Source organism: Paenibacillus sp. NN59 (genome assembly GCF_057597225.1).
Genome location: NZ_CP199678.1, coordinates 4,887,883 through 4,909,523 on the forward strand (window position 1 = coordinate 4,887,883; position 21,641 = coordinate 4,909,523).

Below are 21,641 nucleotides of genomic sequence, written 5' to 3' on the forward strand. Positions count from 1 at the left end.
AATATATTTATGACAGATTACTTCCCCAGTTCCGCAATACGCTGACCGATACGTGGAAACAGGCTGAATGCGTTCTCGTAAAACACCTTCTCATGATGCTGCTCTGGCACAAGCCGGCGGACGAATTCTGCATACAGATCGATAGGTGCAAGCGGCCAATCGGTTCCAAACAGCATCTTCTCATAATGATCCGAGTAAACCAAAGCCCTGCGGAAATGATCCATGAACAGTGGCTCATTCATAAAGCGTTCGAAGTGTGGGCGATCCCCCACCACAAGCCCAGATAAATCTGCGTACACGTTAGGGTTCTTAGCAACCACCTCAGCTGCATCCATCACCCAGGGATCACCGAGATGGCAGATCATGAAGTTTACGCTGCGCTGTTGCAAGGCAAGCTCGTCCACCGTTAACGGATGCGAATATTTGAGCAGCCCGTTCATGGAGTAGGTGTCTCCCGTATGGATGACCACAGGCAGATTGTATTTTGCAGCCAGCTCATAGACCGGGGTATAGATTTTGTCATACACATAGTGGTGATAGTATCCGGCATACAGCTTGATTCCCGCAACTTCGGACGATTGCAATCTGGCTTCGATCCGGTCCAGCTCGTCTTGAGCTTGTTTGCCGTCCAGTCGATTAGGGTTAATGCCTACACATTCCATCAGAAACGATGGAACCTGTTCTTCCAGATCCAGCCCCATCGGGTTAGGGGAACTAGAATCCGGGAAAGCCCCCTTCGTTTGCTCGCTCACCCCCATGCCGATGCCAAGAATAACATCATTGCGATCAAATTCTGCCTTGAGACCCGCCGCGCTGTAGTCTACTTTGGACAGATCAATCGCGGTACGGTGAAAGCTGTCGATATCGGATAGATGAATGTGAATATCAATGATGGGCATCGGTGGCCTCCTCTTCGCTTGTTGATGTTACAAAGTTCAGTTTTAACAAATCATGCACATCTGCCGTATTGAGCGAGATCGGCCCCAGAACAAGATAGGTCGGCTCTGTCCAGACGGTTTCGCCATCTTGTATCGTAAGCTCATGTGCTACGTTATGTCCTGTTACCAGGTTGTTCGCAAACGCCCAGGCATTCTGGTTCGGGTAACGATTCACCGCGTGTAGCATGTTTTGACGTGAAAGGGAGCCTATTCGGAATATGTGCTTCAAAGGCAGCCCAATGTCTACTTTGCCGAGCGGAAAACGATCTTGACCCGGTTGCTCGATCCAGCCTTCTGTATATACTTCCGAAGGTTTGAAGAAACGACCTTCTGTAAGAGCATAATTTGCTCGTGTCAGACCAGACTTGTTGGTCACCGCAAGTAAGGTGCAAAGTACGGGAACGCCAGGCAGCATCAGATAATGCTGATGAACGGTCATTCCCCGGTTCGCTTCATGTTTCTCGATACGAGTGGTCACCTTCAAGCCTTTCCACACGTTACCGAATTGATCCTTCTGCTCCGACCACGATAGACTCGTTTGCTCCAATTGACGGCTAAAGCCGTTCATGCCTGGAATATCAACAGCCATCCCGCCATACCACGGATTCCACCACGAACGAGCGGCAGGTTCAGGATATGAACTGTCTAGCCATTCCTCGCCTTGAACTTTCAGAGAGTGTACAATCCCCCCGAATGCCGGATTAGCCGTAATAGATAACACACCATTGTTGACGGTATATAACGTCCCTGAACCGTCTGTTCCCTTTTCAATCCTTTGCTGCACTTCAGATCGTGTCTGCGGGAACCAAAGAGAGATTCGTTCCTGAATCCGATCTTCTCCACGATACACGCCCCGTACTTTCCATATATTCAGTTGCTCATATGGGTTGGTACTGTCGGGGGTGTCAGACCCTTGCGGGTCAAGGCGGTCCGCTGTCGTTGCCTTCGGCGCTCCCACTACCGTTTCCTCAGGCGAAAACTCCAGCTTATCCGAGTTCAACTGCTCCGTCGCATCGAACTCAATCGTACGAGCTTTAATCTCGGGTTCCTTACCTTGCTGTACGTACAGCTCCAGCGTACCAGCAAGCTGAACAAGCTTACGCTCAACCAATTCAGCCTGTAGTACGTCCGCAGCAAATGGATTGCCATCATTCAACATCACATCCAGATGACTGTCCAGCATCGGAATAACTCCATTAGGTTGTTTACGGGCAAATGCGCGGAAATCCGTCCACTTGGCAAATGTGTTAAGCGCAAATACCGTTTCCTTCGTGGCTACCGAAGCTCCGGCCTCCAAACGTCCCAGCTCATGCTGTAATGCCAGCGTATATTCAGGCTTAATCAATTTCAGTGAAGGGTCCCAGTAGATTCCGCACGCACCATACTCTTCTTTGCAAAACAGCCAGTTCTCCGTAATCTGTCCCGTATCCCAATGGTTTGGATCCCCGGCATAATCATCCCCCATATCTACAAAACGACCCTGATAGGGCAAAATAAGCCGATTGCCGTAGAAACCGAAGTGATCCATCAGGAATAGCTCTTCTTCCCATGCCGTATCACGTGTATTCACAATCTCATGAGAGAAAGTCGCAATTCCGTTAGCAGATAGTTTGGCGACTGTCTTCAGAAGCAATCCCGGGAAATTTTCCAATTCATAGATCGCTTTCATAACCTGCTGATTCCCCTCAGCCACAATCTGTACTTCTTTGGCTTCTTTCAGGGACAACTCCTCCGAGTATGGCTTCCCGAGCTTCGGATAGTTCCACCAGAAAGAGTGACGTGACCCGGGATATTCGATCCACATGACGTTATCATGTTTGTTCATATGGAGGGAGTACGCGCCATTCACCGCAATCCACTGTCCATTCGCCTCTCCGCCATACCTGCCTTCAATGCCCTTCATCAGCACAGAGAGTTTTCTTGTAAAAGAAATCTCAGATCCTCCCACCGGAACAGCGGTGATCACCACATCTTGGGCATATATACCATATGAATGCAGTGTAAATGGGACGGACACGGCACGTTTGCCCTTCGCCGGTAACGTAAAACGCAGTGTTCGCTCTGTCCAGTCTAGAAAAGCGTCTGCTGGCAGTTCCATAACAAATTCCGTTACAGCATCCACATTGTTTTCCACGTTCAGGATTAGCTCTGCCGGAATACCCGGATATAGTTCCTTCACGGGGAGAACCGGTGTAATCTTGGCAGGGAATTTAGGATGAAGGCCAAGACGGAACTGAGCTTTCTTGCCGCCAATCAACCAGGCACTGCAGATGACTGGATGTGTTTTGTTCTTGTTTTGTTCTTCGGTCACCGGATCGAGATAAAACTCTCCCTCTACCGTGATGGTTTCGCCTGGCTGCAACGTTTGCACGACATCCATAGCAAAACGGATATTTTTGTCGTCTTGTCCTTCGATCTTAAACTCAAGATGGGAGTCGGATTTATTTTCAATATGATAACGCACAGGATAGCTCGAACCAAACACCAGATCATGATGGTCTACTTCGGTGTGGATGCTGTAATCGGGCGTGTCGAGAGCGGTCAGACCGCGGCCTGTTTTTTCAAAAGTTGCCCGCAGGGAGAGGTCTCCCTTTTGCCACGTATAATCCAAGAAATCGAAGCCTCGCTCCTGCCGTCCATCCGGCTCAATTACTAATTCACGGGTGCTGTCGGCGTACCAATCTAATGTTTCAAAGTACGGTGCTAGTGCCTCGGTCTGCAATACCGTCGGGATAAAGTTCATTAGATGTACGCTATCGTCTTTTTTCTCCCAAAAGAATCCACATTTCTTATACATCGGCACCGCCTTCGTATTGCCCGGCCATGTGAACAGATCCAGACGCGGCCATCCGGCCTCGACTGTTTTCTCCACTGCCTTTAAGATCAGATTGCGGCCAATCTTGTAACCGTGGTAGTCGGGGCGTACATTGAGCAGCGGGACATATAGTGCATTCTCGTCAAAACGATAGTGGGCAAAGCTGCAAAAACCGACGACCTCTTCATCATGAACCGCCAGAAAAACATGCAGATTGGAGGAGTTCTCCATCTCCTGACGAATCGCTTCTTCTGTCCGCTGCCTTGTACCGCCTCCCCAGCTCTCATTACTTTGGTTCCACATATCTGCCAAGCTAGCCGCATAAGAAGCGTTGTATTCAACAATACGAATCTGATCGATGATGGTTTGTGATTGTACGTTCATGTTCCATTCTCCTTCTCTATATGTATAGGATGGTCTTCGTGAACACTATCCGGCCTTCGTCTGATCGCTTCAGAACTAATCCAGGCCCTGTGTGGCAAATCTAGCGATAGTCTTATCATACTATATTTGGAAACATTTTCAGAGTACCATCATCTCATAGATTCATATTGGCTCCAGAACGATTATAAGTAAATAAGAAACCTTAGACCGCGATCGTTCGTATCTAACTAGGGGCTGTCTTTAGCTTATGTATAGGCTAACATATACGGTGGTGATAAGGATAAATTGCCTTAACTGTGATTTTTGACAAGCGCTGTTCGCCCTTGGTACTCTGAAGAGAGCAGTGTCTACTTATATCAAAAATAGATAGATTTGTGGAGGGAAAGCATGACGGAGTGGATCACGCAATTCATACTGTTCTTTAAAGATTTGTCCTATGCAGGTCTTGTTATTGCCCTATCGTTTGAATTTGTCCCCGCTGAACTTGTTCTGCCCATGGCGGGATATTGGGTATATCTCGGGGATATGAAGCTATGGTTGGCTATTCTGGCAGGAACCGTTGGCGGCACATTTGGCCCATTAACGTTATATGCACTCGGACGCTACGGCGGCAGACCGATGGTGGAGAAGTACGGTAAATACTTTCTCATTCGCCCCCACCATGTCGATGCTTCCGATAAATTTTTTGAAAAATACGGCAGCGGGGTCGCTTTCTATGGCCGCTTCGTACCCGGCATTCGAACGGTCATCTCCATCCCTTGCGGAATGGCGAAGATGAACGTATTCAAATTCAGTATATTTACCTTCTTAGCCATGCTTCCGATCACATCCATCTACGTCTACCTTGGCTACAAACTGGGTGCACAATGGGAAAACGTCGGCGAAGTGGTTAAACCGTATGTCATCCCGGCAGGCATGATCTTCCTGATTGGATTTGGACTATACATGCTACTGAAACGTTGGAAAAAGAGACCCGCTTAGACAAGTAGAGGCTTGCTTGAAGTAAGGGAAGTGAGATGGGACGTTACGGTTAGCTTAAACTTTCTCACTTGTTGAAATTAAATGTAAACCCTGGCGATTATGAGAATCGGCGGGGCTTTTGTTTTTGAGAATAAGAAATATCTTCAATATAAGCATATTTATTCAAATGAACCCAATAAGTTACTATGTAATACATACTAATAAATCTGTTACCAATTGTTCTTCAGACAGTTGTATCTCCTTTAATTTTGTTAAAATTTTCGAAAAAACTTTCATATCATTAGTAATAGCATATTTCATTGATAAATTTTTCAACAACAAGCAATCATTACAGAGAGATCTAGACTTATCTGATAAGCTTTCATAATTCTCAGCTTTTAAATACCCTTTAGAATTTAAATAATCTATTCTTTTACTGAAAATGTTCTTATGTTCCCATATTATTCTATATAGTCTCATATCCTCAATTAGAATGGTGTCATTGGAACATCTTCTTATCAATTCATCATATACTGCTAATCCGAAAACAGAGTCTTCGCTGCCTCTATGTGTAAGGAAAGAATTTCTGGATTTAAGGAAGTCTTCTAAATATGTTCTGAAAATATCCAGATCAAAATTCAAATTAAAATGATAGACATACTTGGTAGTAGTACTTGTTAATTCTGGAGTTATATTTTTAATAAATTTAATATTCGAGACCGGATTTTCTATGAATGATAAAACAAATTCTTCATATGGAACAGAATATTGACCAAAGATCATGTCTTTATTATAACCAAGATAATACAATACCCTATCGTTATTATTGTAACCATATATTAAATTGTCATGATGGAAGTGTTCTTGCATATAACTTGCTTTGTTAGACCAGTAATATTCATCTATACCAACTTCTAAATAGTAATTCAAATCGATATTTTCTATCACTATATCCAGAATACTTTTTCCTAAAGTTTTAATTGTATGTCCATCAATACTTCCGAACTCGAGAAAAGGGATAGTAGGGTATTTTCCATTGTGAGAATAGAAATCAATTTTAAAGTCTCCTACTGGGTTCTTCCTATTGTAAAAAGTATAAAGCTGAGTATAGTTTGTAAAAAACCAACCTGAGAAAGCTTCATTCTTCTCTAGGATTGCTAGCGGGTATGCATGATTTAAAAAGGTTTGAATAGAGGGAGTTTGAATCTCTAATTTTTTCTCCATGTGTTCACTCTCCTTTAAATTTAATATAACTCATAATCTAACGAGAAATGATAGTTTGTCAACTTGCTATAATAAAAAGCACAGTCCTATTTTTTGAGTTCATGAATTAAAAAAACTCTCTCATCTACACGAGGCAAAAGAGAGAGTTCAAACAATGTTTGTTTGTTATTAATGTAGATTGGTAACGGGTTCATTTCCTAACTTAACAAGAGTTTTCTAAATCAGTTCCCGTCTTCTTTTCAAATAAACATACAGCACCACGCCAGATACCGCACAAATGACCGCACATAAACCAATGAATCCATACCCAGCCTGAAGTCCGCGCAGCAGACCCAGCTGAGTTGTGGCACCGTAAATGTTTTTCACACCTTCAATCACCCAGCCAATCACATAGTTGCCTATAACACTACCAACCCCCATGAGCGTTACCGTAAACGTAATTGCCGTATCACTGCCGTTCGGATATCTGCGGGCGATAAAGGCCATTACTGTGGGATAGATCATCGCAATGCCTGCGCCCGATATCGCGAAGAAGATCGCCAGACTTTCTCCCCCTGCAAGTGCTACAAACGTGCATATCGCCGAGAAAGCCGAGAACAAAATCAATGAGAGTACGAACCCGATGCGATCCGTCAACGGTCCTAGCAGCAAACGCCCCAGCGAGAACGTAAGGAAAAATGCCGACAATAGACCAGAGGCTTTAACCGTGTCCCACGTGTAGGCTTTCTCCAGGAAGTTAACAAGCCAGCCTCCAACCGCCAGTTCCGATACCACGCCAAAAGAAAGAATAAGCACCATCAGCCACAGGGCCGGATCACGTGTTAACGTCTTAAGCGAGGTGCGATCTTCATGGGCAAGATCATCCCCGGGGAATTTACTGCGCAGTGCCGCAATGATCGGCAGCAGGCACAGCGACAGCATAACCAGATACATGCCGCGCCAGTCCAGCAGGTGCCCAAATACCGTCAGCGACATCACACCTGTCGCCAGCAACGGCGCTACCGTTGAACTGAGTCCATAGAAGAAATGGGACAGGTTCATCATCGTGCCTGTATTTTTCACAAAAATCCGCGCCCCGAGAATCGCCAGCGCAATCTCCAGCATCCCGTTACCGATGTACATGAAGAAGTACGATGACGCAAAGAGCGGATACGTATGCGATACATAAATGAACACACCAGACAGAATCATCGAGGTAAAAGAAATAATGCTGACTGCCTTAATTCCCCATTTACGAACCAATATAGCTGTAAACGAGCAGGCGATCAGATATCCCAGAGCGTTCAGGGACAACAACGTCCCGAGCTGTTTCTCATCCAGATTGAAGTCGAACTGAATACGCGGAATGGCTGGGCCTTTAATATTTTCCGAGATGCCAAATACGATAAATCCAAGAAAGATCGTTGCCAGCTGCATGGCGTACAGCTTGTTAAACTTTCGTTTGTTGCCTTGTGTACTTGCTTGCTGATTCAAAATAAGTTCCTCCATTGTGTCCAGAAAAATGGTTACACGCTGTACCTCCGATTGCAGTGCTACCTTCCGCCCGCTGTTATCCCTGTATTTTTTGAATTTCTTTCTAAAGGTGAAAATACATTGATAAAGGCGTTCTCCAGATTGGCTCTGCCCTCTCCGCTCTCGTGTAAAAAATTTTGCTTAACTTCACTTCATAATAAGTCGTTTCTACCACTGCTTTTCAACTACCTGAATACGGTAGGTCAGGCTTTCCAACGTTACGGCTACTAGCCCGGTAACATACTCGCGCCGGGTGTCGCGGCGAATCGTGAGTTCAGGCATATGCTCCTGTGGAATGTGGTGATCTCGGCAACCTTGGATCAGGCCATCCCGCATCGCGGGGTCCATCGTATCGCCCGTCACTACAATGGCCGCTGGGTTGATGATGGCAATAATGGAGACCAGCGTCTGTACGACGAGTTCCTGCAATCCGTCTGTCGTTTTCAACATGCGCAGCTGCTCTTCCCGTGACACGCCAAATGGCAAAAAGGACACCTCTCCCCCAAATTGCGTATTCCCGGTGAGTGGCCGACCATCGATAATAAAACCTGCTCCCGGAAAATGATTTTCAGGGAACGTCACCACCGCAAAGTTCTTCTCTTGCTCAAATTGCTGTTCATTGTACAGTCCGTACACCGTCAGATTCATATCGTTGCCAATGACCACTTCGATGTCTTCGTATTGCTCTTTGAGTCTTAACCCCAGCGGCTGATTAGCCAGCTCTGGTACGTCACAGATACCGATCACACCATTGTGCGCCACCCCTGGTATCCCGATTCCGATGGCCTGCACATTGTGATGCTGCTCGATCAGCCCGGCAATGAGTTCCTCCACCACCGTGACATTAATCTCATCTAAAACAAGCGTCCGTTCGTCTTCCATATCTCCGCTCAGGTTGGCATATGTATGTGTGATCGAATGAATGCCACCTTCCGTACGAATAATCAGACACAGCACACTCGCGTAGTCCGCATTAAACTGATACCGACTCGCCGGTCTGCCCCCGCTCGACTCATCCGGGCCGAGATCAATGATCTCTCCCGTCTGGAGTAGTTCATTCAAAATTGTGCCGCATGTTGCCACACTGAGTTTGGTCAGGTTTGCGATGGAAGCCTTCGTGCCTACGCCCATCGACCGAAGTGTGTTTTTTACAATTTCAACGTTAATCCGTTTGACCTGTTGGGTGTTGTGGGATGTGGGTAACATCGTTTGTGGTGTGCCTCCTTTCGTTTTTATATTGAAGGGTGATCGCGTATTCGAGAAAGTATTGGAGGGGAGTTTTTAAAAGTATTTTAATAATTGAAGTTTAGGGGGATTGGTGTGGAAAGTCAATGCTTATTTGGAATAAGACTGAGCTAACAAAGAAAGAAGAAATAGCCTGTACGTTTCGCTATATTTCACATAATTGTTACTAAATGATAAAATTTAGCTTAAGTGTCAAGGAGGTGGATTTATATGAGTTGGTTCTATTGGCCGGAATTTATCATTTTAACTATATGTCTTATCTTGGTCTTATTCGGAATCTACTATGTAATTCGTAAGGTGTCAGGGCTCTCAAAAAGAATTTCTAACTTGGAAAATAAAATGAATACAATAAAGAAAAATGATTAGTCAATAATCAGTTTTGCGATGGAATTCTCCAAGCCTACGTCCATTGAGATGCTTTTATGGGGGAATGATTTGGGAGCGCTTATAAGGATTAAAAGGACAGTCAGAATCATTCCTAGAATGATCCTGTACTGTCCTTTTCGTTCATTCATACGGTTATGTAGACTGGCTCATGTGATGGGCCAAGATGCTCTTCTCCAGCCTGACTTCAAATAACTTGCGATTCAAATCCTGTTCCATCGCGTGAAGGTGATACGCCGCCTGTTTCACCGTTTCCATGTGCAGTACCCCTGCCCGCTTCGCGATGATATCCATGGCATCCAAGATGAGTTTGTTACACGTGACCAGTTGATCGACGTAATCGTCTTCTTGCTTTACGAGTTGTGCGTACTGCGAAGCCAGATCTTCGCTGTAGGTACTTTTCATGTCACCACTCCTTTAATAAGAAGAGGGTAACATAAATTAAGCGATCAACTGGTACGTATAAACGTAGCAATAAATAAACATTAACAAATTTATTTAGTTATCGTTGCAATATTTATAGTTTTAACATTTCAAAAATCTTTCTACTATTATTCTGAATGAATAATAAATGAAAACATTAAAATTAAATTTCCTTTTTCAGTTCATCTTTTATGTGTTTTCCTTTATTTAAATGATCTTTAATATCTCGGTAAGATGATATCTTTTTAAATATATCTTCTTTCCGTTTATTCTGTACAATTTGCTCTATTCGGTCAGAATCATTGAGAACCTCACTACTGAATAGTTCTCTACTTGGGACAATGAGTTTGCCATAAGAGCTGTTCTCTTTTCATACTCAACAAAATACAGCAACACAGTCCTGCTATCTAACACTTAATCGCCTCCATTAATAACCATATACCTTCATTACCTCACTTATTATATACGATTTTGTTAAATATAGGACATAAGGCTCTTATCTTTTGAGAATTACAGTCAAGTGGCTCACTCATTCCTCTTGTTAATTTCATTTTTTTTGATACAGTTACATTTAAGAAAGGAGAAAAGTTGAATTAGAATTAACGTACATCAGAAACACTAACTTGGGAGTGAATTACTTGAAAATCAAAAGAATTGTAAGCTTAGTCAGTTTAAGTATTTTATTTATACTTTTCAGCAATCCATTACAAGTAACAGCAAAACCTTACGTCATTCCTGAAAATGCTTATGTTGGATTTGAATACTCTATTTTTGTGGACGGAAAACTGATCGTGTTGCGTGAGAAAAGTTATACCATTGAAAAGATTAAAAATCCTGATATGTATGTGCCACTTAAGTTATTGGGTAAGTTGAAAGACGTCAATATTAATTATAATATTCCCATCACTGTTAGCTCGGATCAAGGCACCTTTAATATCGACTCAACCAATTCAGTTCTCTTCGAAAACAGTACATACATAAGTCTAACAAACTTCCAGAAGTTTACTGGCTACAAATCAAAGGAAGATTATGATTCAAAGTCTGTTTTTCTCTGGAGTGGATCTGAAGGGGAAAAAGAATCCAAACGTTTATTGCAACAATTAGACATGGTTAGTTATGATCTACAATCCTTTATGGGGAAAAAGATCTATATTTACGAAGGAGAAAAAGTCGGCTGGGTAAAGGAACTATACAACTATGAATCAAGCAGCAATATCGTTAAGGCTGTCATTCAATTAAATAACGGAACTATATATGAAGATCTTATATTTGATAATACTCCAACTTCTTTTATAGATTATTGGGATTATGAAACAATTGGTTTTTACTACACTGGAAAGTATTACTGGGCAAATAAAAATTATTTACCATCTTCAAATCCTCTAGGCCATCTAGAAAAGGTATACTTCACTTCAGTAAAATTAAAAGGAAAAAATCTATTCATTCAAGCAAAACGCTCTAATGGAGCCAAACAGACATTTAAACTGTCTTTCTACGATGATTATAAGTCACCGATAGCTAGTGGATTTTATACGGTTAATCCAAGAACGGCTTACCCAGGCTGGTCATCTAATATTTGGAACAAGATAACACAACAAAAAATATCCATTGGAATGAATACACAACAAGCTCGTTTATCATGGGGGGAACCAGAACGAATAAACACTTATAACACAAGTAACTTAAGAATTGAACAATGGGTTTATGGAAGAACATACCTATACTTCTACAATGGAAAACTAGAATCTTGGACAGATTAATTCATATTTCTATCATCTTCACTTATTTGGAAAGTATAACTTACTCTTGGTCCGCTCAAACTTTGGAGCGGACTTTCATTATCACTTTTTCAGGAAGAATTAATTTGGTTTCTATAAATCCCTCATTTGACACCCCCTCCAAAAAGGTCTATCCTAATAACGAATCATCCATTCACTATTAAGGAGTCGTTCCCGATGGTGCAGGCCAAGAAAGATGAAGTCAGGAAAGAAATTGAATATGCGGCGCTTAAGGTCTTTTTTGAGAAGGGTTATGCGGATGCCAAGATGAACGATATTGCGAATGAGATCAATATATCGGTCGGCAATATCTATACCTATTTCAAGAATAAGAAGGAGCTTTTCTACGCCGTTGTACCGCCGGATTTGGTGGATTATTTGAAAAAGGTACTGGTGGAGACGATTCATTTTGATAACCAGAACGCGTTTGAGGAAACGAACAGTGAGCAGCGATCCGTCCTCATGCAAGAACAAATAGATGTGCTGCGGAAGTATCGGAATCAGATCGTTATTATTTTTGAAAAGAACAAAGGCACCATCTACACCAACGCCAAGAACGAGCTGGTTGAGCTGATGATCGAAACGAAGAAAGCCTATCTCAAAAATCAATACAAACACTATGAGATCGGCACCGAGGAGAACCTGATTCTGCTGAACATTCTGGCACATAACGTCATTGACATGAATCTGGACTTATTGAAACGGGACATGAGCGAGGACAGCCGCAAGCAAATCTTTGAAGCGTTGTATGTATACCGACTGTACGGCATGAAAAGCTTGAACGAATAAGGAATAGTGCTTGGTCGCCAGCCAATCCAAACCCCACTTTCTATCATAGATCACTACGCGTCGCACAGCGTGCAGATCAGTTGTACTTTCCCTGATTTGCACGCAAAAAATAAGCATAAGCAAGCCAATCTATTTTTTTAACCCAAAAATGAATTATAAATTCACTTTTAGAACACCAGAATACTTTGCACAGAGAAACCAAATAACACAGAACCGTATCACTCGACTGATTCAACAAGTAACATCATGTAACACCACCCACACCCAAGGAGGAACACACCATGAACACCGCTTACGCTTTGAAAAATGTCAATCTGATCCACGGCGACGCAAGCCGCCATCTGCAGCCAAACATGACCCTTCTCGTCAACGAACAAGGGCGTATCGAGAACATCGCTCCAGATCAGGAGCTGAACATCCCCAGTCACTACACAATAATCGACCTTACCGGGAAATACGTGATGCCAGGGCTAATCAACGCACATGTGCATCTGTTTGCCGATGGTAAACCGCTCACCCTCTCCGTCAGTGAAGGATTGCTGAATTTTGCTTATCATCGGATTTTGAATACCCGATTCGGTCGAAATATTTTGAAGAAACGCATGAAACGCAACGCTCTTACCGCACTCCATGCGGGTGTAACAAGCATGCGCAGTGTGGGCGAATTCTTTTATACCGATGTGCGGCTGCGAGATGAGATTAACCGCGGGGAGTGGGTCGGTCCGAATCTGCTTGTTTCGGGATTCTTCCTGAGTGTGACAGGTGGACACGGGGCTCCCTACTTGGCACTGGAGGGTGACTCGCCTTGGGAAATGCGCAAAAATACACGGATTAATGTGAAGAACGGTGTGGACTGGATCAAAATCTGTGTGACAGGCGGTGTAACGGATGCCAAAATGGTTGGCGAAGCTGGGCGTCTGCAAATGACGGTGGAAGAGGTCGCGGCGGTCTGCGATGAAGCCCATAAGATTGGATTGAAGGTTGCCGCTCATGTGGAGAGCACGGAAGGTGTGCGCGTTGCGCTGCAAGGGGGCGTGGATACGATTGAGCATGGGGCCGAGATGGATGACGAGATTATTCATTTGTATAAAAAGAACCCCAAGGCCCTTCATGGTTACACCGCATTGATCCCTACCCTGCAAGCTGCTTATCCATCCGCTTCGCTCGATCCAAGTGTGACCAAGTTAAGTCCGACGGTAAAAGAAAACGCTAGACTGGTCTACGACTCCATGCTCAAAGGGGTGAAACAGGCGGTCGACAACGGCATCACTATTGGAATTGGAAACGATGCAGCCATGTCCTACGTCACCCACTATGATATGTGGAGAGAGATAGATCATTACATGAGACAGACCAAACTGACCAATAAAAAGGTCATCGACATGGTCACTCGCAACAATGCTAAGATTCTAGGGATTGACGACGTGACGGGTGCTCTGGATATCGGCAAACAGGCCGACTTGATTGTAGTGGATCACAATCCGCTAGAGCAGATCGAAGCTTTATCCAACATATCGATGGTCATGGTCAAAGGTAATCTGATCCAGAACCCATCCGTCACACACATCAAAGAGGTAGATGAGGTTCTTAATCTCGTGTGGTGAGCAAAGAATTGAGTAAATTTTCTTCTTTAACTGCAAAACATATACTCTCACTGAATTAGTCATTTCTTTTATATTGACTATTCTTTATTGATTCTTTTAGCAGTTATTGGTAGCTTCAGACACGCTGCATCGATTAAAACATTTAACAACTTCTAAGTGGAATATTATTTATAAATATCTTCTAACACTGAAGTTTAGGTTTGCACCGATTCAATGATATCAAAGACTTATATATATAAATTTGTATTATGTTATAATTAGCTATACAAAGAGGAAATTCAAAACATTATTTTAAAGAAAGGAAAATTATATGCCATTAATTGTACGAGGTGTACCCGAGCTCTTTATTTTTCTAATAATAATGGCCGCCAACTATCTAATCATGTATCTTGTTGTTAGCTCTGTTCTTAATAATTCAGGTTTAAAATCAAAAATTGATAATTTAGAAAATGAAGTTTTGGATTTAAAAAAAACTTTGAATGAGAGCAAAAAAAACAAACCTGATGATACTAACAAAAATTAATTAGAACACAAATACTAAAATTGCTAAGTTATTACTTAATCAGCCATAGCAAAATCCCCCAAAGTACTTCAACCACTATTTATATAGATGGAGTACTTTGAGGGAAGCTACGATTCAGTCCAGTATTGTTCTTTTTAAGTTAAAACTTTATGTGTTACTTACTATCAATTGTAAAGGTAACATCCCAATCCCACTCACTCCCTATAAAATTAGAAAAATTAAGAGAAATAGGTCCCACAGTAACGCTAGGAGTTAAAAGAGTATAAGGATGAGCGTATTTTGCAATATGTTTTCCTGTTAACCCTTTATAGGAAACAGGTATAGTAACCGTTTCTTTAAGAACTAAATTTTTATAGAGATAAAGACCAGCGTGATCAAACTTTACAGATGAACCATTTATCCCCTCTATTGTGACCTGTTGTTTACTTTCATTGCCTAACTGTGGTGTTAACCATGTTGTTAATGTTGCTTCTCTACCTACACTGGTAGCAAATGATTGCCAAGAATTTGCTAATTTATCAATGTACTTATAGTAAGGGGGCTCCGCCCATGATGCCGTGTTGTAGTAGTCATATATAAACTCTTTGGCGTTCGACGTTTTTCCTCTATATATGACATAACCAGTTCCGGTAAACGGATACTCCTCACGAACATCTGACATCATTCCAATGTTTGATGATTGACCTGCAGGTTTATTAATAACCCCTGTTTCTTTTTGACTTAGCGCTTCAATTTCTTTTCTGTTTTCGTTTGTTACAAGATATTTTTTACCGTCAGATGAATTATAGTATTGCTTTATTGTAGTTTGAGTATCAACTTTTTTTCCACCATTCAAAGAGATTTCCTGAATTATTGCTGGACTCATTTTTTCAATTTCTTTCTCAGAAAACCCCATTTCTTCCAAAACTGATCTTTGTTGAGATACTGTAAGAGAATTATCTGAATTTCTCATTTGAAGATAAACCCTTCCGTCAGTTTTCTTATCCAAACTAAGATTAGAGTCTATGATAATATTATCGATCGATATATCCTCTTCGTTAACAGCATTTTCTTGTGCACTTACAGTAACCGGGACTAAGAAAAGCAAAGCAACAGAAATAGTTAGTAGGAACTTGGATAATTTTTTCATTTTATCGTTCACCTCTCATTTATAAACCTACATTCTCAGAAATACACTTACCCCCTTTATAGTTAAATTAAGGTTTTTTAATTATACACTTATATTATATTTATGTAAATATATTGTAATAAATAGAGTATATATATTATTCTAATAAACATCTCAAGCCTCAAAGAATGTTATTTTGTAACAAAATTTTGTTATATACGAAACAGCAAATAGATTGCAATGAGTGTTTTTAAGAATGGCTTCATTTACTTCAAACTAAGCCCCTTATCTCATTTGTCCATTGTTATGGTCAAAGGTAATTCCATCCGTCACATGCATCAAAGAAGTAGACGAGATTCTTTACGCCGTGTGGTGAGGTCAGAGTTAGAGTAGAATAGGCGAAAATCATGCTCTTCCCTTGCGTCCTGTGCAGTCCATGTCTTTAATAATGAATATTTACTTCAATTAAATATGCTTTATCATTTGGGTTGGATAACTGAGGCATGGTCTGAGAAGGCGGGAGTTCTTCCACTGGTTCTCCGTCCAGATATAGTCCTAGCGCATCTTTTGCCATGATTAATGCGTCTTCAAGGGTATGACCATAGGTAAGGCAACCTGGCAGATCAGGGAACGAAACGTTTATTCCGTCGTCGGCAAAGTTAAAAATGGCGTAATATTTGTAGATCCGAATCATATGGAAATATCTCCTTTTTTCAACAGTCAGCTATGACAGGATGAATAAGTTCCAATCGACAGTTCACCTGCATTTATAGTAAAATAATGGAATGCCCATTGTTACATTTCACATTAGAAAAGGATGAATTCAGATGAGAGAGTACACTGTCGTTCCAGGCCCCAAAAATGTTCAAGTGAACCGAGGGGATACCCAAGCCGCTGTCAATTTATTTGCGGATATCATTAATCACAAAGCGGAGTCAGGATGGATCTACCAATCCATGGAGTCCCTTGCGGTTACCGAAAAACCAGGTTGTCTCCAGCAACCCGTAACTACACACCATTACATGCTAATATTCTACAGAGAAGTATAATAAGCGTGCAAGATTCATGAAAAGCCCAGAATCTGAAGAACCTATTTACAATACCATGCCATCCGAAGAAGAACTAATAAAGCTCTTACATACCCATCATGAGAAAGATGATCCTCGAAGCCATTTTTATGTTAGAACTCATGTAATCCCGGAAGTGAATTGGTTAAATGCTATTGGCAAGTTTATCCTATCATTATGTATTTCTTTACTGGTATCGTTAATCTTTTTCTATAGCTCCAAACCGTTCATTCCGGCGTATGCTTCAATGAGTGTCCCATTGGTTTTCGTAGCAAGTATGTTCTTCATCGTTCTGATTCGAGCCAAAGCCATTCTAGTCTGGATTATCCGTATTTATCAACGATTTGCTCCTTTAGAGTTGCGGGACAAATGTCGTTATGAGCCCAGCTGTTCGATGTATATGATTCAAGCCATTGAACAGTATGGAGCGGTCAAGGGCCTTTCACTGGGTATTCGGCGTCTTCGGAGATGTAATATCACAGGCGGGGGATATGATTACCCTTAACAAAATGTAGTTTGTAGCACTTGTAAAATAATCATGTGTTTCTATCAAAAGTATCCACAAAACACCAAAAGGCTATTCCTACACGTCATGCAGACGACAGGAGATAGCCTTTTGGTGTTTCAAAAATTCTAACGATCACAGGAGTGCCTATTTGCCCCGTTTTGGGCAGTTTAAAATCTAACGATCCGTACGGACGTTATTTTGACGAAATTCAGCCTTTTTCAGGATTTGAAACCTTCCGTGGAGATCGTTAGCGCTTGAAGCATCAGTCATTCAACCCTTTTCCCTCCATAATAGGCTGTATACATTTTTCAATGCGAGCTGTCTTGGTCTTGGATTGTTTTGGCTGTGAAAAGTGATACAGATACGCCCGCTGACGACCAGGGGTTAGTGCTTCGAATGCCTCCTTGAAGGCAGAATTGGCATCGAATTGGTGCTGGAGTTCGTCAGGAACCGCATATTCCTCTGTTTTCTTTTTCTCTACTTGCAATCCGGCTTGCTCGACTTCAATTGCCTCCTGAATATACGATTTCAGCATGTCTTCCTGCTCTACAATCTGCTGCAAATTAGTAAAACGAATCTGACGACCCGCTTGCACATTTTCCGTTTGTTGAACCAAGAGGCCATGGGTGTCCTTGAGCAGAGCTCCTTTAATAAAGAGGATCGCACAGTACTCCTTAAAGCCATGAATCAGCACCACATTCTTCCCGTTCAACGTGTAGCATGGATGCATCCATTTGTAATCTTCGGTCAGGTCGAACTCCTGAATAATCTCCCTTAACTTCACGGATTCTTCTTTCCATGTTTTGATTTTGCTTAAATATTCATCTACTTTGGGATTGGTATTTGGTACTACCACAGGTATCTTCCTCTCGTCTGCTTAATCACGACTAATTAGCCCTCGTACACTTAAATCAACAAGCACATACCATAAAAATGTAACAAGAAGCTCACTTTCCTCTGAAGCATACTCATGGCAATGATCGATAATTACAATCCACTTAGCCCCAGCAGTCCGTAAATCAAACTCATTATCATAAGATAACATGTTTATTAATGAACCCACGGTGAATAGGGGAAATACATCTTTCTCTGCTACTCTTCTTCCTCCATTATAAATAACAGTCCAACTGTCATAATGTTCCTCGATCTCTTCTACAACATACATTTCATCATTGTAAGGAGTAATAATAAAAAAAGGGTCTCCTACCCTTATACTATATCTAACAGACCGTAACACACTTCTTACCTCATGAGACTCATAGTCAAAAACATCATCAACCGTTAATATATCCCGACCATACTGCATAAACTGACAACTCCTTTGAAGTATTACTACTTCATTCGACAACGCTTAACTATCCCCTTCTTTGGATGTCACATCCTGCCATTGAGCTCTTTATTGCGATTTGGATTCAAACCAGCTTGATCTATAGCGCACAAAAAGAGCTCATAAAACAATTTATGAGCCAATTCTTTTCATACTGTTTAGAAAAATTGCAAATGTATAAAGCCTTCTCCGTTAAAGTCCACATAGATGGTTAGACTTATATAATTGACTATTCGATTTACATTACCAGATTCATTTTCAAGCGATCCAGCTGTAAAAAATGATGTTTGTAGTGCATTTCGATCAAGTGAAACCACTCTTGAGCATTTAACGCTCCAAGACGGGGGTGAAGCACTTTGGAGCCTGTAGCCACTTCTTCTAGAACAAGTACAGAAGCTGTACTTCGCATACGATCCACGACCTGCTGCAGTCCCTGGGCAATTTGTTCCTTACTTTCGGGTTGCAATGGTGTATATTGCGGAGAAGCTGGTACTTTAACACGAACAGGAGGGAATTGTTCTGCCTCGAATACCTGACTGCCCAGCTCTGTTTTCACCTCATCTGAATGTACGGTGTGCTCATTATTAGCCAAACAATGGTCAATGTTACGCAGCTGCATGAACAGCGCCGATTGAATCAAATGCATGTACATTTGCCCGATCGACCATTCTTCTTCATTCTCTTTTTGTAGTAACTCATCCATATTCAAAAGATTTAATTCTGCTACATACCTCTCTACTGTAGTCTCGAAAGAATTTAATATTTCATTTGTGCTTTTCATCCTGCAAACAACTCCTCTTCATCTTGAATAATTCCAGTATAAAAAAGCACTACTGACAAGGGTATGTCAGTAGTGCTTCAAGATATTTGTCGCCATCTCCCGCATACGTACACGCAGGGACTCCGGCTCCATCACTTGGATATCTCCACCTAAACCAAGTAAATGATGCAGAATTTCCTCAGGATAGCGGACACGAAAGTGGAAATGAATGCCGTCCTCGTGTTCCTCCACATGATCGATATAAAAATGAAGGGTCTCCATCATTTTGTCAGCAACTTCTGATTTTGCTCGAACAAGCACATGTTCGTTACGATCATCCGGCGGCTGATACCGATTCAGATCAAAATCTGGCGGCATACGAAATTTTTCTTCCAGAACAGAAAGCTCCGACATGCGGGACAAACGAAAATGACGAACATCCTGCCGCAGATCACATCTGCCGATCAACACCCAATTTTCCCGCACCAAGGTAAGCCCATATGGCGACACGACACGCTGATTCGAGCGTTTCCCGTCCGAGCCCGGCATTTTTTTCAGATACATCAAGCTGATTTTACGTTGCTCCAGAATCGCGTTACGTATATCGTTAAGGTAAGTTCTCACCATGCCCGTTGTATCAGGTCCCATCGGATGAAGCACACGCATCGTTTCCTGTACACGTGTGGACTGTTTGCGAACAGCTTCTGGTAAAATCGCTTCAATCTTACGCTGTGCAGACTTGGCCTGAATACCATAGGCGATATCCCATCTCTGTTCGATAAACTTCGCTCCCATGAGCAGCGACACGGCTTCCTCCGCAGTAAAACTAACCGGGGGCAGGAAGTATCCCTCCATCAGAGAATACCCATGACCCGGAGCACCTGCAATGGGCACGCCAGCCTCGCTTAATGCTTGGATATCGCGATATATTGTACGAACACTGGTCTCAAACTGAGCGGCCAGATCCTCTGCCCTTATCAGTTTTGTTCGTTGTAGTTCCAACGTAATAGCGAGCTGTCGCTCTGTTTTGTTCATGTTTCATTCAGTCCCCTACTGTTTCGTCATCCTTGTTTATTTATTCTATCATAATCATACTGGAGGTCTGCAAATGAAGATAAAACGCTGGATTGCGAGTGGAATTTTCATGCTTTTCATCAGCATACTACTCCTGAGCGAATTCATGATGTTATCTTCCCAGAAGGTGGGCTTGATCAATACAACCTACAGATTCATCTCAGGTGCACCTCATATCAGCACGCAGGGGCAGACCTTGTCTTATCAAGGAAACTTGCACGCGGAAGACTTTCTGGACAGCATAGAACCATATTCAACAAGTGATGACGGAACAACTTTATACAAAGCGTTTGGCACCCCCGTCCCGCCTCCATGGATTTATGTTAAACATGAGAACAACACCGTTTTTCGTTACAAGTACCCTCGTCTCCCCTGGAAAATGTAAATCACAAAAGAGCCTTTCAGACCATTTCTGAAAGGCTCTCGTCTACTGCTTAAGCAGCACCATCTCAACCAAATCGGCCGCTGATATAATCCTGTGTGCGCACATCGACAGGTTCGGAGAACATGCTCTTCGTAGGCGAATACTCTACAACTTCGCCGTTCAGGAAAAACACGGTCTGCTGGGAGACACGCGCGGCTTGCTGCATGTTGTGGGTGACCATCACGATGGTGTAACGCTCCTTCAGCTCATGTGTCAGTTCCTCAATCTTGAAGGTGGAGACGGGATCAAGGGAAGCCGTCGCTTCATCCATGAGTAGAATATCCGGTTCCACGGCCAGAGCACGAGCGATGCACAGGCGTTGCTGTTGTCCACCTGACAAACTAAGCGCTGAGCGCTTCAGGTTGTCCTTGACTTCATCCCAGAGAGCAGCGGAACGCAGACTGCGTTCAACGATCTCATCGAGCTTTTTTTTGCCATGAATCCCATGCTGTCTTGGTCCGAATGCAATGTTGTCATAGATGGATTTCGGAAAAGGATTCGGTGACTGGAAGACCATACCGATCTTCTTGCGCAGTGTCTCTACATGCACATCACCACTGTAAATATCCGTTCCACCAACAGCCACCGTTCCCTCAATTCGTGTGCCAGGTATCCGGTCATTCATACGATTCAGGGTGCGTAGCAAAGTAGATTTGCCGCAGCCGGATGGACCGATAAATGCCGTAATGGCGCGTTCCGGAATTTCAATGGATACTTCTTTCAGCGCCTGAAAGGTACCGTAAAATAAGTTCAGCTTATTCGTTTTAATAATCGATTGCACCATATGTCCTCCT

Annotated in this window: 20 protein-coding genes; 7 read left to right on the top strand and 13 right to left on the bottom strand. The window is 42.5% G+C overall.

The features are described 5' to 3' along the window. Positions 1-17 precede the first annotated feature (17 nt). On the bottom strand, positions 18-899 hold the full coding sequence (locus ACT89M_RS21300) for an amidohydrolase family protein (protein ID WP_341181191.1): 882 nt from the start codon (positions 897-899) through the stop codon (positions 18-20). After that, positions 886-4,137 carry a GNAT family N-acetyltransferase gene (locus ACT89M_RS21305; protein WP_487344828.1) on the bottom strand — a complete coding sequence of 1,084 codons (3,252 nt, stop codon included), beginning with the start codon at positions 4,135-4,137 and terminating at the stop codon, positions 886-888. Before ACT89M_RS21305 ends, ACT89M_RS21300 begins: the two co-directional genes overlap by 14 nt. Before the next feature lie 387 nt (positions 4,138-4,524). Here ACT89M_RS21305 and ACT89M_RS21310 point away from each other — a divergent pair, with 387 nt between their 5' ends. Then, positions 4,525-5,118: a DedA family protein gene (locus ACT89M_RS21310; protein WP_221790326.1), complete on the top strand. Its 594-nt coding sequence runs from the start codon at positions 4,525-4,527 to the stop codon at positions 5,116-5,118. Between the two features lie 183 nt (positions 5,119-5,301). On the opposite strand, the gene ACT89M_RS21315 is transcribed toward ACT89M_RS21310, so the two are convergent. The 4 genes from ACT89M_RS21315 to ACT89M_RS21330 all read right to left on the bottom strand — a co-directional run bounded on the left by ACT89M_RS21315 (position 5,302) and on the right by ACT89M_RS21330 (position 9,867). Further along, positions 5,302-6,321: a hypothetical protein gene (locus tag ACT89M_RS21315; RefSeq protein WP_154887714.1), complete on the bottom strand. Its 1,020-nt coding sequence runs from the start codon at positions 6,319-6,321 to the stop codon at positions 5,302-5,304. Positions 6,322-6,537: 216 nt separating this feature from the next. Then, a complete protein-coding gene (locus tag ACT89M_RS21320; RefSeq protein WP_154888575.1) occupies positions 6,538-7,737 on the bottom strand; it encodes an MFS transporter in 1,200 nt (399 codons plus the stop codon). 264 nt (positions 7,738-8,001) lie between these two features. Then, positions 8,002-9,039, bottom strand: a complete 1,038-nt coding sequence (locus ACT89M_RS21325) for an ROK family protein (RefSeq protein WP_154887712.1) — start codon at positions 9,037-9,039, stop codon at positions 8,002-8,004. 558 nt (positions 9,040-9,597) lie between these two features. Next, entirely contained in the window at positions 9,598-9,867 is a 270-nt protein-coding gene (locus ACT89M_RS21330) for a hypothetical protein (RefSeq protein ID WP_253491982.1), read from the bottom strand. A gap of 647 nt (positions 9,868-10,514) precedes the next feature. Between ACT89M_RS21330 and ACT89M_RS21335 the strand changes: the two genes are divergently transcribed. From ACT89M_RS21335 to ACT89M_RS21345, 3 genes are all read left to right on the top strand, one after another. Continuing rightward, entirely contained in the window at positions 10,515-11,645 is a 1,131-nt protein-coding gene (locus ACT89M_RS21335; protein WP_487345323.1) for a hypothetical protein, read from the top strand. A 195-nt stretch (positions 11,646-11,840) separates the two neighbouring features. After that, complete coding sequence (locus tag ACT89M_RS21340) at positions 11,841-12,452, top strand: TetR/AcrR family transcriptional regulator (protein WP_145413671.1); 612 nt, start codon at positions 11,841-11,843, stop codon at positions 12,450-12,452. Positions 12,453-12,733: 281 nt separating this feature from the next. Further along, complete coding sequence (locus ACT89M_RS21345) at positions 12,734-14,056, top strand: amidohydrolase family protein (RefSeq protein WP_308722920.1); 1,323 nt, start codon at positions 12,734-12,736, stop codon at positions 14,054-14,056. Between the two features lie 677 nt (positions 14,057-14,733). Here the strand turns inward: ACT89M_RS21345 and ACT89M_RS21350 are convergent. Continuing rightward, positions 14,734-15,708, bottom strand: coding sequence for a hypothetical protein (locus tag ACT89M_RS21350; RefSeq protein ID WP_308722922.1), 975 nt, complete (start codon positions 15,706-15,708; stop codon positions 14,734-14,736). A gap of 421 nt (positions 15,709-16,129) precedes the next feature. After that, positions 16,130-16,381, bottom strand: coding sequence for a type II toxin-antitoxin system HicB family antitoxin (locus ACT89M_RS21355; protein WP_154983330.1), 252 nt, complete (start codon positions 16,379-16,381; stop codon positions 16,130-16,132). Positions 16,382-16,514: 133 nt separating this feature from the next. Here ACT89M_RS21355 and ACT89M_RS21360 point away from each other — a divergent pair, with 133 nt between their 5' ends. Both ACT89M_RS21360 and yidD read left to right on the top strand, forming a co-directional pair. Then, positions 16,515-16,736: a hypothetical protein gene (locus ACT89M_RS21360; RefSeq protein ID WP_090915311.1), complete on the top strand. Its 222-nt coding sequence runs from the start codon at positions 16,515-16,517 to the stop codon at positions 16,734-16,736. A 154-nt stretch (positions 16,737-16,890) separates the two neighbouring features. Further along, complete coding sequence (yidD, locus tag ACT89M_RS21365; RefSeq protein ID WP_253491957.1) at positions 16,891-17,259, top strand: membrane protein insertion efficiency factor YidD; 369 nt, start codon at positions 16,891-16,893, stop codon at positions 17,257-17,259. A gap of 265 nt (positions 17,260-17,524) precedes the next feature. Here the strand turns inward: yidD and ACT89M_RS21370 are convergent, their stop codons facing one another. From ACT89M_RS21370 to ACT89M_RS21385, 4 genes are all read right to left on the bottom strand, one after another. Continuing rightward, the gene (locus ACT89M_RS21370; protein ID WP_308722923.1) at positions 17,525-18,118 is read right to left on the bottom strand and encodes a YdeI/OmpD-associated family protein; all 594 of its coding nucleotides are present in this window, start codon (positions 18,116-18,118) and stop codon (positions 17,525-17,527) included. 21 nt (positions 18,119-18,139) lie between these two features. Next, the gene (locus ACT89M_RS21375) at positions 18,140-18,568 is read right to left on the bottom strand and encodes a hypothetical protein (RefSeq protein WP_308722924.1); all 429 of its coding nucleotides are present in this window, start codon (positions 18,566-18,568) and stop codon (positions 18,140-18,142) included. 259 nt (positions 18,569-18,827) lie between these two features. Continuing rightward, the gene (locus ACT89M_RS21380) at positions 18,828-19,370 is read right to left on the bottom strand and encodes a DinB family protein (protein WP_308722925.1); all 543 of its coding nucleotides are present in this window, start codon (positions 19,368-19,370) and stop codon (positions 18,828-18,830) included. A 66-nt stretch (positions 19,371-19,436) separates the two neighbouring features. After that, on the bottom strand, positions 19,437-20,384 hold the full coding sequence (locus ACT89M_RS21385; RefSeq protein ID WP_308722926.1) for a helix-turn-helix transcriptional regulator: 948 nt from the start codon (positions 20,382-20,384) through the stop codon (positions 19,437-19,439). 73 nt (positions 20,385-20,457) lie between these two features. On the opposite strand from ACT89M_RS21385, the gene ACT89M_RS21390 reads away from it, so the two are divergent. Beyond that, positions 20,458-20,808, top strand: a complete 351-nt coding sequence (locus ACT89M_RS21390) for a hypothetical protein (RefSeq protein WP_253491940.1) — start codon at positions 20,458-20,460, stop codon at positions 20,806-20,808. Between the two features lie 64 nt (positions 20,809-20,872). Here ACT89M_RS21390 and pstB read toward each other — a convergent pair whose 3' ends face one another. Beyond that, positions 20,873-21,631 (bottom strand): phosphate ABC transporter ATP-binding protein PstB, encoded by a 759-nt coding sequence (gene pstB / locus ACT89M_RS21395; RefSeq protein ID WP_154957935.1) that lies wholly within the window; start codon positions 21,629-21,631, stop codon positions 20,873-20,875. Between the last annotated feature and the right edge of the window lie 10 nt (positions 21,632-21,641).